The organism is Campylobacter sp. RM10537 (genome assembly GCF_022369435.1).
Lineage (GTDB): Bacteria > Campylobacterota > Campylobacteria > Campylobacterales > Campylobacteraceae > Campylobacter_D > Campylobacter_D molothri.
Genome location: NZ_CP059597.1, coordinates 1020491 through 1032168, shown reverse-complemented (window position 1 = coordinate 1032168; position 11678 = coordinate 1020491). Strand labels below are relative to the sequence as shown.

18 protein-coding genes are annotated in these 11678 nt (G+C 27.2%); 13 read left to right on the top strand and 5 right to left on the bottom strand.

Going from position 1 to position 11678, the window contains the following annotated elements; genetic code table 11:
- From CMOL_RS05205 to CMOL_RS05190, 4 genes are all read right to left on the bottom strand, one after another.
- Positions 1–624: a hypothetical protein gene (locus CMOL_RS05205; protein WP_239819993.1), complete on the bottom strand. Its 624-nt coding sequence runs from the start codon at positions 622–624 to the stop codon at positions 1–3.
- Positions 621–1001: a hypothetical protein gene (locus CMOL_RS05200; protein ID WP_239819992.1), complete on the bottom strand. Its 381-nt coding sequence runs from the start codon at positions 999–1001 to the stop codon at positions 621–623. Before CMOL_RS05200 ends, CMOL_RS05205 begins: the two co-directional genes overlap by 4 nt.
- 302 nt (positions 1002–1303) lie before the next feature.
- Positions 1304–2056 (bottom strand): hypothetical protein, encoded by a 753-nt coding sequence (locus CMOL_RS05195; protein ID WP_239819991.1) that lies wholly within the window; start codon positions 2054–2056, stop codon positions 1304–1306.
- Between the two features lie 14 nt (positions 2057–2070).
- Positions 2071–2808 (bottom strand): S24 family peptidase, encoded by a 738-nt coding sequence (locus CMOL_RS05190; RefSeq protein WP_239819990.1) that lies wholly within the window; start codon positions 2806–2808, stop codon positions 2071–2073.
- A 138-nt stretch (positions 2809–2946) separates the two neighbouring features.
- Between CMOL_RS05190 and CMOL_RS05185 the strand changes: the two genes are divergently transcribed.
- Both CMOL_RS05185 and CMOL_RS05180 read left to right on the top strand, forming a co-directional pair.
- On the top strand, positions 2947–3162 hold the full coding sequence (locus CMOL_RS05185) for a hypothetical protein (protein WP_239819989.1): 216 nt from the start codon (positions 2947–2949) through the stop codon (positions 3160–3162).
- The gene (locus tag CMOL_RS05180) at positions 3149–3337 is read left to right on the top strand and encodes a hypothetical protein (RefSeq protein WP_239819988.1); all 189 of its coding nucleotides are present in this window, start codon (positions 3149–3151) and stop codon (positions 3335–3337) included. The genes CMOL_RS05185 and CMOL_RS05180 overlap by 14 nt, the downstream gene beginning before the upstream one ends.
- Here the strand turns inward: CMOL_RS05180 and CMOL_RS05175 are convergent.
- A complete protein-coding gene (locus CMOL_RS05175; RefSeq protein ID WP_239819987.1) occupies positions 3334–3483 on the bottom strand; it encodes a hypothetical protein in 150 nt (49 codons plus the stop codon). The two genes, CMOL_RS05180 and CMOL_RS05175, sit on opposite strands and share 4 nt — an antisense overlap.
- A 162-nt stretch (positions 3484–3645) precedes the next feature.
- Between CMOL_RS05175 and CMOL_RS05170 the strand changes: the two genes are divergently transcribed.
- The 11 genes from CMOL_RS05170 (at position 3646) to CMOL_RS05120 (ending at position 11675) form a co-directional block, all read left to right on the top strand.
- Entirely contained in the window at positions 3646–4653 is a 1008-nt protein-coding gene (locus tag CMOL_RS05170; RefSeq protein WP_239819986.1) for a hypothetical protein, read from the top strand.
- A 9-nt stretch (positions 4654–4662) separates the two neighbouring features.
- Entirely contained in the window at positions 4663–5316 is a 654-nt protein-coding gene (locus CMOL_RS05165) for a hypothetical protein (RefSeq protein ID WP_239819985.1), read from the top strand.
- A 17-nt stretch (positions 5317–5333) separates the two neighbouring features.
- The gene (locus CMOL_RS05160) at positions 5334–5714 is read left to right on the top strand and encodes a RusA family crossover junction endodeoxyribonuclease (protein ID WP_239819984.1); all 381 of its coding nucleotides are present in this window, start codon (positions 5334–5336) and stop codon (positions 5712–5714) included.
- A complete protein-coding gene (locus CMOL_RS05155) occupies positions 5714–6100 on the top strand; it encodes a DNA-packaging protein (RefSeq protein ID WP_239819983.1) in 387 nt (128 codons plus the stop codon). Before CMOL_RS05160 ends, CMOL_RS05155 begins: the two co-directional genes overlap by 1 nt.
- Entirely contained in the window at positions 6097–7389 is a 1293-nt protein-coding gene (locus CMOL_RS05150; RefSeq protein ID WP_239819982.1) for a hypothetical protein, read from the top strand. Before CMOL_RS05155 ends, CMOL_RS05150 begins: the two co-directional genes overlap by 4 nt.
- Complete coding sequence (locus CMOL_RS05145; RefSeq protein ID WP_239820760.1) at positions 7379–7654, top strand: hypothetical protein; 276 nt, start codon at positions 7379–7381, stop codon at positions 7652–7654. The genes CMOL_RS05150 and CMOL_RS05145 overlap by 11 nt, the downstream gene beginning before the upstream one ends.
- A complete protein-coding gene (locus CMOL_RS05140; protein WP_239819981.1) occupies positions 7629–9170 on the top strand; it encodes a portal protein in 1542 nt (513 codons plus the stop codon). Before CMOL_RS05145 ends, CMOL_RS05140 begins: the two co-directional genes overlap by 26 nt.
- 3 nt (positions 9171–9173) lie before the next feature.
- Positions 9174–9377 carry a hypothetical protein gene (locus tag CMOL_RS05135; protein ID WP_239819980.1) on the top strand — a complete coding sequence of 68 codons (204 nt, stop codon included), beginning with the start codon at positions 9174–9176 and terminating at the stop codon, positions 9375–9377.
- The gene (locus tag CMOL_RS05130) at positions 9367–9996 is read left to right on the top strand and encodes a hypothetical protein (RefSeq protein WP_345772470.1); all 630 of its coding nucleotides are present in this window, start codon (positions 9367–9369) and stop codon (positions 9994–9996) included. The genes CMOL_RS05135 and CMOL_RS05130 overlap by 11 nt, the downstream gene beginning before the upstream one ends.
- 8 nt (positions 9997–10004) lie before the next feature.
- Positions 10005–10385, top strand: coding sequence for a hypothetical protein (locus tag CMOL_RS05125; protein ID WP_239819978.1), 381 nt, complete (start codon positions 10005–10007; stop codon positions 10383–10385).
- Between the two features lie 267 nt (positions 10386–10652).
- Positions 10653–11675, top strand: a complete 1023-nt coding sequence (locus CMOL_RS05120; protein WP_239819977.1) for a hypothetical protein — start codon at positions 10653–10655, stop codon at positions 11673–11675.
- The last annotated feature ends 3 nt before the right edge of the window (positions 11676–11678 follow it).

Sequence of the window (11678 nt, the reverse complement as noted above, 5' to 3'; positions counted from 1 at the left end):
TCAAGCTGCTTTGCTAAAACCATAGGTAATTTTAGATTCTTCATTTTCATTTTGTATTTTATTAATTGATAAATATTGCTCATTCTTGGCTAAATGCATTTTTTTCTTAAAACTATCTATTATTTCAAAATGCTTTTTAAAACTATCTATTATTTCAAAATGTTTTCTTAAACTATTCATTATTTCGTATCTTGGAATTAACAAGTTTAAGCATTTTGCAAAATTTTTAGCCTTTTTTTCATAAAAATCAATTGTTTTTAAATTGTATTTTGGCGGATATTGGAAGTAAATACCACTTAAGAAATTTTGAAATATATGTCCTATTTGTTCCGGTATTTCTTTTTCATCTTTATATTCTATTATTATTTGATTACCATCAAACTTTGATTTTGAATTATATTTTTTTAATCTCATGTTTTTTTTCAAGATGATATTAAATTTCTTAGAAATAGATTTAATATTCAATGGTAAATTTTCATTTTTAAGTATATTGATAATATCGTTTGCTTCCATTGGTCGCTTGTTTGATTCTGGGATAATTTTCCAAAGCTTACTAATAAGATTTTTATTTTCTAAAAATATCTTTTGTTCTCTTTTATTAAGTAATTTAAGAATATTTTTCATTGTTTTTTTATTTCTTCCTTTATAAAATAATTTCTATTTTCTATTGGGATATACATTGTATCATTACTATCTTTATAAACGTAAATAAGTCTTTCTTTTTGTTCTAAAATAGGTTTATAAAGAATGAAATATTCATATCCTATTTTTTTCATATCAATCTCTTTTATCTTTATTTTATCACTTTCAATCACTATTTGATCTATTTCTAATTTAAAACGGCTTTTACTATTTTCCTTTTTTGTGCATATTTCATGATTTGGTAATTCATAAATTTCGTTTATTTTATTATATTTTAATTCTTCTGCATATAAAACATCATTAAAATCTTTAATACCTATTTCTTCCCATTGATTTGTTTTTTTTCTTTTTGTATCCATCCTACAAACTCTATAAAATTATATTTGATTGTCATCTCTAAAAATTACAGGATTTGATTTTAACATTTAACCTTGTATATTCATCAAAAAAAACAAATTGATTTTCTATTTTTTAAAAATCAACACTCATTTAAACAAATTTAACTAATTGATAAATTTTATATTGATAAAAAGTATATCGAATTTTTTGTTAAAATTTTAATTAGTTTTATTTTTTTAATAATTTTATTTAATTTTTTTACATCTTTTCAATTTGATTTAAAAATATTTTGGCATTAGAAAATATAAACCGCTATACTTACTTAATTACAATCTCTAGTTATAAATTTATCTCTATTTTTGTCCAAATGAAATACAAATTTTTCATTAAATGGTGATATTGAAACTTTATTATCTCCTAGTAAATGTATATAAGCATTAGGTGAAACTTTTGAACATATTGTATTATTTTGATAATACGAAGTCATATGGATAATATTAGAAGTAAAATTAAATACATAAAAATAACCGAGCGTAGAAAAGCTCAAACACTGTAAAATAACCGCAACTCCAAAAAATATAAAGAAACAGATATGAACTTTATTTTTAAAATGGGTTGTTTTTATTATAAAGTTAAAAATTTTTTGAACTAAAAAATCAAGATTTGTAAAAAATAAAGTTTTAAACATCTCTTTTAGTATTGCCAATAAAAAAGATGCTATAAACAATAGCAACAAAGCAAACATTATACATATAATTATTATTGGAATAATAATTATAATATTAAAAATATTAATAGCATAACTATAACTATCTGGAGTATAATCTACTTTATTATAAATTATATCTCTCGAAAAAAATTCAGCTATACAATATAATCCAAAAAAAACTAATAAGTTATATATTTTAGCAATATTAATTCTTTTAATAATTTGATATAAATCTATAAATGCTGGAATAATCAATAGAATATATCCCATAATAGCTATAATTAAGTTATTAATTTTAACGCTTAAAATAAGAACAAAAATTCCTGCAATATATGACAATATAAAAGGATTTTTTAAATAGTTCATTATTTTATTTAAATTCACCCCACCACCTCTATGAAATTTTTAAAAGTTTCAATTGTCATTTTTGAAACCACTGTGCCTAAAATTTCACATTTTTCAAATTCTACATTATCTACTTTTCTATCTTCGTATTTTTTATTTTCTGAAACTAAAAATATAAAGTCTTCAAACGGTTGTTTTTTAATTTTTTTACAAAATAGATCATCGCCTTTTCTAAAAATAACAATATCGGCATTTGATATAGCGGCAAGTGTATTTTTATTTCTATCAACTATTACAAAATCTCCGTTTAGTAAAATAGGTTCCATACTCTCACCGTAGATTTTTATAATATCATAAGTCTTTTTTATAGGTATATCTAAAATTTCTTTTAAAAAATTTTCATTAACTGAAATAATTTTAAATTCTTCATTTTGAGAAGATGTTCCAAATCCTGCACTTGCGTAAATATCAGAAAAGTATCTGAATTCAACTTGGTTTTCTTGTTTTATGTAATTTTTTATATTATTATTTATAGGAGCAAGTTTGGAAACTGGAACTCCTAAAACTTTTGCCATAATAATAATATTTTCATAATTTTCAGGTTGATTTTTTTCATTTCTATACCAATATGCAATACCATCTAATGTAATTTCATAACCATTCTCTGAAAGCATTTGAGCAAATTTTGATCTACTTATCTTTTTTTCTTTTAAAACTTGAGCCAAAAATTCTTTATCAAGTTTATAAAATGTTTTTTCCGCTTTTTCTATCATTGCTTAATTCCTTTTTTTATTGTAGTAATTATACATCGGATTTTTTTAAAATTTTATGTAGTATAATTACACAAAATTAAACTTATTTTTATAGTAGTTATGCTACATTTTTAAAAAATATTATCGAGAATGTAATTTATGACTAGGAAAGAACTTAAAAAAATATTATTTAATTATTACAGCAAAGATGGTGTAAGTAGCATTTTAAGCTCTCGTATAGGAATAAAAGTTCAGATTGCTGGTGAGCTTTGGGAAAAATATCAAATACCGCCGAATATTTGGGGCAAAAAGAATAGAAATAAATTGCTTCAATTTTTGGGAGAAAGCGAAAGGATAGAGAATGAAAACAATTGAACTAAAAATTAAAATGCCTGATGAGTATTTTGAGCTTTTGCAAAGTATGGCAAGTAAAGAGGGATTTGATAGTATTGATGAGCTCCTTGTTGATAAGATTACTGATATTTTGAAGTTTGAAAAATACTATAGAGAACTAGGTAAAAAAGATATTCTAAGCCTTGATAAGACTTAGATTTTTCCTATTTGGTCGGGAGTTTGAGTAGAATAGCATTGTGGCTGTTGAGTTTGCTCTAGCTTTTTTATCCTGCTTTCTAACTCTTCGATTTTTTTCATGAGATAAGGAATATTCTTTAATAAGTTTAAATTTTTCTCGTCCATTTTGATAAGTCCTTTCTTAATTTGGTGCAAAATAATTATAGCAAAGGACTTTTTAAAGCGGATTAAGGTTTAAAAATGGCTTTTATAGCAGGATTTTTAATAGGCTTTTTAGTTTATTTATTAATTTGGAAAATATTTTAAAAAATTACAAAAGGTGAATAAATGATACCTAATTTTAAAGCAAGTTTTGAAGTGGCTTGTCTCAAAAAAACTTTAAAGCAAAGAAAAGGATATTTGAAAATATCAAATACTATAGCTTTTGGTGGCTTAAGTGTTGATGCTTTAGCTTTATATATTCAGTTAGGCAAACTTAGTGAAAAAACGATTGTAAGCGAGATCTATTTGAGGGAGTTTATAAAGGTAAAAAATAATCAAAGAATAAGCCTTAATAGACTTAGGATTGCAAAAAGAGAACTTGTAGAGCTTAATCTTCTTGAAATTAAAAAAGTAAGAAATGGTTCTTTAAATTTTTATGAGTGGATTTTAAAAGATGAAAATTTTCAAACTAAAAGACATTTTAACAAATCTTTAACTTTGCTTAAAAGCAGCAATGAAAAGTTAAGTAAAGCTCTTCAAAATAACGTTTCATCAATCGACAGAAATTTAACCACTGAAAAAACAAAAAATGAAAATTCCCTATATATAGAAACACGCACACACACGCGTGATAATAAATTTATAAATAATATAAATATTAATAATAAAGAATTTATAAAAAAAGAGAATTTAGAAAAATTAGAAAATAATCAAGAAAAGAAAGAAAGCGTTTCTAACGAAAACGCCTTTTTTGTGACAAGTTTTGTTAATTTTAATAAAAAGGATTTTGAAAAAATGGCAAAAAAAGAGTTTAAAGCTCCAAATGTTAATGAACTCATGGGACAAATTAAAGCATTTAATGAGAAAAATGGAACAAGTTTTGGCGAAGAGTTGGCTAATGATTTTATAGGCTATTGGGACGCTAGAGAATGGAAAAGAAATGGAAAAAGAATGTCAAGTGTTGCTGGAAGTCTTTATACTTGGATGAAATATGCTAAAGAAAATGAAGCTAGAAAAACACAGCGATTTAATAGAAACAAAGAAGCCAATCCTGCTGTAGTTGATAGTCTAATGAAATATTATGGAATGAAAAATGAGCATAAAAACGAGACAAAACTCATCGGATGCTTTTAAGGGGAAACAATGCAAGAAAAAATACAAGTTTTAATGGATTTGTTAGAAATTAACAAAGCACAAGCAACTGATATAGTTGGAAGATATTTAAAAGAGGCAAAAGATATACATTCTTTTTTGGATTATTATTTTGAAACACTTGAAAAAGAAAAAATCGTTGGAACGACCTATGAAAAATTAAGAATAGTTTGCAAGAAAGCAGAATTTGAATTTAAAAAACGCTTTGAGGATAAAGAAAGCTTTTTATATTGGCTAAAAAGCAAATATAAAAATTGCCCATTTTTTAGATTACTTGAGGATGATTTTATATACTCGTATTATTGTTATGATACACAAGGCAATGCCTATAAAAAATCGGCAAAATCTATCAATATGTTGGTTTGTATAAATAGTTTTGGAGAACTGACTTATGAAGATGGAGATCCACTAAAGAATAATGAATTTAAACACGCTTTGATAGATTTTATATTTAAAAATCAAAATCGTATAGGGGTTGATATATGTGCAAATTCTTCTTATAAGATTATACGAAGATATAAGCCCTTAAGTTATGAAGATGATTATAATAATTTTAAAAAGAAAGAAAAAGAAGCATTTGAAGAGAATCGAACAAAATTTGAAGAAAAAATAAAAGTCAATATGACTTATAAAAATGTAAGCTAGTTTTAAGAAAGGTTGAAATGGAAAAGTATGTTTTAAAAATCAATCTTACAAATAACCCAGTCCCTTATAAAAGGACTACACAAAGGGCTAAATGGATGGATATGGAATATAAAAAATATCAAGATTTTAAAGAGTTATTAAAATGGGAATTTAGAAAGCAAAACAATATAAGTTCTTTTAAAGCTTTTGATAGGAAAAAGAATTACGAGTTTTCTTTAAAAATCGGTTTTAATAATAAAAAGCATGGAGATGCAGATAATATCGTAAAAGGCGTGCTAGATGCTTTATTTGAAAATGATAAGAACGTTTTAAAAGGAAATTATGAAATTATTACCTTTAAAAAGTCTTTTTTAGACTTGGAAATTAAAGAGCTTGATTTTAAAGAAAAGGTGGCGTAATGGCAAGAATGATGACTAATGGCAAGAGCTTAACCAAAGAAGAATTGATTTCAAAAATTGATGAATATTTTAATGAAAAAAAAGTGCTAAAAGAAACCAAAGAAAGTATTATTTTTGCGCCTAAAACAAAAGTAGGGTTGGCGGTATATTTAGGAATTTCAATGCAAACTTTAAGCGATTGGGAAAAAGACAAAGACTTTGGAGAAATTGTTGCTCATGCAAAACAACGCTGTGAGATGGATATCGTTAATCATTCTCTAATTGGCACCTATACTCCAAGTGTTAGCATGTTCTTGCTTAAAAATCAGCATGGCTACGTGGATAAGCAAGAAGTAGTTAGTGACAATGTGCAAAAAATCGAAATTATAAGATCTGAAGTAAAATGAATTTGAGACTTGATTTTTCTTATACACCTGCACAACTTAAAGTATTTGATGAAAAAAATCCACGTTTTGTTACTGTTGCAAAAGGCAGGAGACTTGGATTTACAAGAGGATGTGCTAAATATGTAATAGAAAATTTACTTATGGGAAACAATATATTATGGGTGGATACTATACAAGCAAACCTACAAAATTATTATGAGTTGTATTTTACTCCTGAACTTAAAAAACTTCCAAAAGATTTTTATTCTTGGAGTGTGCAAGATAAGAAGTTAATCATTAATAAAGCTGTGCTTCATATGAGAAGTGCTGAAAGAAGTGAAAATATTGAAGGATTTGGTTATGACTTGGTTATTCTAAATGAGGCAGGGATTATTTTAAAAGGCAGTAAGGGAGAGTATCTTTGGTATAACGCTATACGCCCTATGCTCTTAGATAATCCAAATTCAAGAGCTATTATAGGCGGAGTGCCTAAAGGTAAAAATCTATTTTACGAGCTATGTAAAAAAGAATTGAGCGATAAGAATTGGAAACATTTTCAATTCTCAAGTTATGATAATCCATTTTTAAAACAAGAACAGATCAAAGAGCTTATTGAGGAAGTAGGTGGCGAAGGTAGTGAAGTTGTAAAGCAGGAGATTTATGGCGAGTTTATTGATAGTTCCAACGCTGAACTTTTTTCATTAAGCGAGATTGAGAATGCTATGAGTGCTAATTCATTTAGTATTGAAAAAATGCAAGGTGAAAATATCTGGGGACTTGATGTTGCAAGATATGGAGATGATAAAAGTGTTTTAGCTAAAAGAAAAGGTTTTGTGATTGATGAGATTAAAAAATACTCACAACTTGGGACTATGGAGCTTGCAAATAGAATACTAGCAGAATACAACCAAAGTGAGATAAAACCAAAAGGGATTTTTATAGATACTTGCGGCTTAGGCGTTGGAGTTTATGATGTATTACAAAACTACGGACTACCTGTTTTTGAAGCAAATTCTGCAAATTCTGCAACTAGCAATGAATATCTTAATAAAAGAGCTCAAATGTATTTTACTTTTGCAAATAATTTGAAACATATGCAAATTATTAGAGATGAAGAGCTTAAAAAAGACATGCGTATGATTGAATATGAATACAACGATAAGGGTTTATTAAAAATAGTCTCAAAAGACCAATTAAAGAAAAATTACGGCAAAAGCCCTGATGTTAGCGATGCTGTGGCTTTAACTTTTTTTGAAAAATTATATACAAGAAATGATGCAAATGAAGATTGGAGCTATGATGGCTGGTGAGTTTTTAATGATTTATGAAGCTATTGACGCAAATAAGATAAAAAAGCTTACAAATTTAAGTGATAAGGCTATTAAATCAATTTTAGCTAATGATTTTTTAAATTTAGTATCTGGATTAAATATATCAAAAAAACAATACAAAAGAGAATTTGCAGAATTTTTGATTAAGCAAGGAGTCAATGAAAAAGATATTTTAAAAATTACTAATTTAAGTAAAGCAACCTTATGGAGGATAATAAATGAAAATAAAAAAAACTATAGATGAGAGAGTATCTTTCTTAACTCAATTAATCAGTGAAAGTAAAAATGGATACGAAAAATATAAATCGCATTTTAAAGAACTTCAAAGTGCATACTTGCTTGAAAGTAAAATCACGCAAAAACTTAAAAAAAGAAATAAATCAAACATTTATATTCCTAAGATCAATGCAAAGGTAAAGTATCTCATAACTAGCCTAAATGATGTTTATTTTAGTAGTGAAAGAATGGCTGATATAGAAACTTATATCAATAGCGATGATGCTATTATAGAGCTTTGGCAGAATGCTATCGATTTTTATACAGGAAAAATTAATATGTTTAAAATATTTCAACCGCTTTTTTTGGATGTATTGCTTGTGGGAACATCAATAGCAAAGGTAACTTGGCATAAGGGAATGCCACGTATTGAAAGAGTAGGGATTGATAATATCTACTTTGATCCAAATGCTTTAGATAGTGATGATGTAGGATATATAGTCAATGAAATTTATTTAACTTACAATCAGATCATAGAAAGACAAAAATTAGGATTTTATAAAAATGTAGAAATAGGGCAATATTTTGAGGAAAATGACAAGTATAAAAAAGTCAAGCTTTATGATATTTATGAAAGAAAAGATGATAATAATTGGGTGGTTTCTACTTTATTTGAAAATACTTTATTAAGAAATGAGATACCTCTACAAGATGGACAACCTTTTATATGGGGTTCGATGCTGCCGCAACTTAAAAAAATAGACAATGAAGATTATGTAAGTGCTTATGGAGAACCTATTATGTCTTCAGCTATTCCATTGCAAGATGAAATTAACATAACAAGAAACCTTTTTATAGATTCTGTTAGATCTCATATTAACCCTAAAATAATCATTCCTAAATCTATGGGTATAAGTCGTGAAGATATAGAAACTCTAGGAAAACCAATTTATAGCGATGATCCTAGAGCAGTTCAGATCTTGCCGCCACCAAATGTAAGTAGTGCTGGAATGAATTTGCAGATTTTAGAAGCTGAACTTACAGAAGTAACAGGAATAAGTCCTCAAAATAATGGAGCACAAACTGCAAATAATGAAACTGCTACAGAAATTAGCATTAAAGCACAAGAGGGTGGAAGAAGAAGTGCTGATTATATAAGACAATATAATGAAACATTTATTGAGCCTTTGTTTGATAGATTTGCAATGCTTATTTTTAAATACGGAGAGGACAGTTTTTTTAAAGGATATCAAAGAGAAGATATACCTAGCTTTAGATTTAAAATTCAAACTGGAACAGGAGCTATGAATAAAGAAGTTCGCCGTGCTGGAATACAAGCAAGTATGCAAGTTTTTGCACAACTTTATCAAATGTATATGAGTATAGGCGATGCTAATTCTGCTTATGGAATTATAAAGGCAAACAAAGAGCTTACAAAAGAATTATTACCAATTTTGGGTGTAAAAAACGTTAATACTTTATTTTCTTTTGAAAATAATGAACAAAATATACAACAAGAAGATCATCAATCTATACAAGGATAAAAAATGCTAAATATTGAAATACAAAGTGATTTAATAAATACAAAAGGAGGGAAAAAACTAATCAAATTTATAAAAGCAAAATATAAAGAATGTTTTTATACGGCAAAAAACAATAATGACGATGAGAAGAGGTTAAAAGCTTTAGACACTATGGCTTTTTTAGATATTTTAATTTTACAAATAAAGGATGATAGCGATGGAGAATGATGCTTTAAAAGATTTAATGGATGCGATTTCGGATGATGAAGGAGCTAATGAACCTATAAAAGAAGGAAGCGTAGAACCTGATCAGAATGCAGGAAATGAACCTGATTATAAGGCAATGTTTGAAACTTATAAAAACGAGAATGAAAGCAAATTAAATGCTTTAATGAGTGAGCTTGAAGCTTTAAAAAATCCAAAAAAGGAACCAAGCGAACAAGAGCGACAAAGAATTGAATACTTAAAAGAGCTTGGACTTGATGGGATTGATGATAAACTTAAAAAACTAGAAGAATTAGAACAAAAGCAAAAAGAAAAAGAGGAAAAAGAGGCACTTATTGCTAAATATACACAAGTAGAGAATGAGTTAAGAAAATCGTATCCTGATATAGATTTAAAATCTATGGGAGAATTAGCTAGTAAGTTAAGCGGTTTGGCAAATGGAGATTTAGAAAGCTGGAAAACGCTTTTAAATTTAGTCAATAAAACCTCCAATATTAAAAAAGCAGATGATCTGATAGGTGGTGGTAATAATATAAAAACAAGTGATTTTGACGAGAAGATAAAAAAAGGCGAAGAGGTAAGTCCTATTGATTTAGGCAAAGAGCTTATGAGTTTTATATAGGAGTTAAAATGGATTTTTTAACAGCTTTAAAAGGTGGAACACCTTTAGGAGATACTTTTGCTGATAGGTTGATTAAAACTAGCGGTTTTGTGCCAAATTTAGCGAGTAACAGTGGAGGTTTTTTGAATACTGCTAAAAATGCTTTGGGGAATTTTGGGGATTGGTTATTTAAAGAAAATAATACAAATAAAATAACCAATTTTGATAAGCTAAGTAATATTTTAGGCGGTGCTGGTGCTTTATATGGTGCTTATAATCAGCAAAAAATGGCAAAAAAGAATTTTGATTTACAAAAACAAGCTTTTGATTTTAATAAATATTTGAGCAATGAAGAATTAAGACGTAGGGCAAATATAGAGAATAAGCTTCAGAATGTTTGGGCAAGTTGAGTATAGTTGGATTTAAGGAGTTTATTTTAAAGGGTAAATCTTAACCCCCATTTTATAGGGGGCTTTGCTTATTGGTTGTTAATTTGCATTGACAACAATAACACAAAGTAGTATAATAACTATTAAGATTTGTAGCATCTTATCTTCACCGCCTTTCTAGGTGGTAAATTAGTGCTAAGGGTGGCGACCCTTGGCACCACACCCTTTGAAATTATACATTAACTTCCTTAAATCCTTTATTTGAACAACTTAAATAAAGGAAATAAAATGGCATTTTACAATCCACAAAGAGTAGTTTTTAATCCCGATACAATGGTTATACAAAATGCGGGAAAAGTCGGCGGTGTTTTACATGATATTATGAGTAAAAATTATAATGATAAAGTTAAAGCAAATCAGTTTCAGCAAGAGCAAGAATTAAGACAACAACAAATTGATTATCGGGCAAAACAAGATGAATTTAATAATACTTTAGCTTTGCAAAGATTTGACTTCGAAAGACAAAAACAAGCCCAAGACAATGCTTTAAACTGGGCTAAATATAAAGAAGATAAAGATTATAATCAAAAATATTTAGATTATTTAACCGGTAAAAATAGTAATATAGTTACTAATAAAACAAATAATAATTCAGGCTTTAGCATAGATGCTAATGGCAATTTAACTGAACTACAAACAATGAAAGATGTTTTTAGCAAAGAAAGTAATGGCGGGGATTTATATAATTTTGCAAAAACCGCTAAAACGCAAAATATAAATTTAAATGATATTTATGGATTTGGAGATACCATAAGTCAAAAATTAAGAAATACTCCTTTTAACAATAGTAAAAACTTAAAACAAGAATTCGCAGATAAGCTAAAAGCTGAAATAAATTTGGCACTAGTTAATATCACAAGTGGCAGGATGAGCAATGAAGATAGGCATAGATTAGAAGAATTGGTTAAAACAGATAGTTTTTACTTCTTTGATAAGTATGCTAAACATGATATTGAAAAAGCAGTAGAAATACTATATAGAGTAAAAAATGATGCCTTAAAAAAAGAATATATGGATATTTGGAAAACAGAAAGGTATTTAAAAGATAGAGATAATATAGAAAAATATTATAGCAATATGTATAAAAAGCTAGAAAATGAAAAGGCTATGATAAAAGATTTTATAAATGGTGGAAATATTTTAGTTTCTCAAGGGCAAAGAGTGCCATTAAATAAGATTCTATCACAACAACCGCAACAGCAATTAACCCAAGATTTTTTACAACAAAACAATATGATTACATTTAGATAATAA

Bases quoted from the DNA above. Each gene is read 5' to 3' on its own strand.
- CMOL_RS05205 (WP_239819993.1), bottom strand. From the start codon at position 624: ATGAAAAATATTCTTAAATTACTTAATAAAAGAGAACAAAAGATATTT.
- CMOL_RS05175 (WP_239819987.1), bottom strand. From the start codon at position 3,483: ATGGACGAGAAAAATTTAAACTTATTAAAGAATATTCCTTATCTCATG.
- CMOL_RS05190 (WP_239819990.1), bottom strand. From the start codon at position 2,808: ATGATAGAAAAAGCGGAAAAAACATTTTATAAACTTGATAAAGAATTT.
- CMOL_RS05165 (WP_239819985.1), top strand. From the start codon at position 4,663: ATGCAAGAAAAAATACAAGTTTTAATGGATTTGTTAGAAATTAACAAA.
- CMOL_RS05145 (WP_239820760.1), top strand. From the start codon at position 7,379: ATGGCTGGTGAGTTTTTAATGATTTATGAAGCTATTGACGCAAATAAG.
- CMOL_RS05140 (WP_239819981.1), top strand. From the start codon at position 7,629: ATGAAAATAAAAAAAACTATAGATGAGAGAGTATCTTTCTTAACTCAA.
- CMOL_RS05130 (WP_345772470.1), top strand. From the start codon at position 9,367: ATGGAGAATGATGCTTTAAAAGATTTAATGGATGCGATTTCGGATGAT.
- CMOL_RS05135 (WP_239819980.1), top strand. From the start codon at position 9,174: ATGCTAAATATTGAAATACAAAGTGATTTAATAAATACAAAAGGAGGG.
- CMOL_RS05120 (WP_239819977.1), top strand. From the start codon at position 10,653: ATGGCATTTTACAATCCACAAAGAGTAGTTTTTAATCCCGATACAATG.
- CMOL_RS05195 (WP_239819991.1), bottom strand. From the start codon at position 2,056: ATGAACTATTTAAAAAATCCTTTTATATTGTCATATATTGCAGGAATT.
- CMOL_RS05200 (WP_239819992.1), bottom strand. From the start codon at position 1,001: ATGGATACAAAAAGAAAAAAAACAAATCAATGGGAAGAAATAGGTATT.
- CMOL_RS05125 (WP_239819978.1), top strand. From the start codon at position 10,005: ATGGATTTTTTAACAGCTTTAAAAGGTGGAACACCTTTAGGAGATACT.
- CMOL_RS05160 (WP_239819984.1), top strand. From the start codon at position 5,334: ATGGAAAAGTATGTTTTAAAAATCAATCTTACAAATAACCCAGTCCCT.
- CMOL_RS05170 (WP_239819986.1), top strand. From the start codon at position 3,646: ATGATACCTAATTTTAAAGCAAGTTTTGAAGTGGCTTGTCTCAAAAAA.
- CMOL_RS05155 (WP_239819983.1), top strand. From the start codon at position 5,714: ATGGCAAGAATGATGACTAATGGCAAGAGCTTAACCAAAGAAGAATTG.
- CMOL_RS05150 (WP_239819982.1), top strand. From the start codon at position 6,097: ATGAATTTGAGACTTGATTTTTCTTATACACCTGCACAACTTAAAGTA.
- CMOL_RS05180 (WP_239819988.1), top strand. From the start codon at position 3,149: ATGAAAACAATTGAACTAAAAATTAAAATGCCTGATGAGTATTTTGAG.
- CMOL_RS05185 (WP_239819989.1), top strand. From the start codon at position 2,947: ATGACTAGGAAAGAACTTAAAAAAATATTATTTAATTATTACAGCAAA.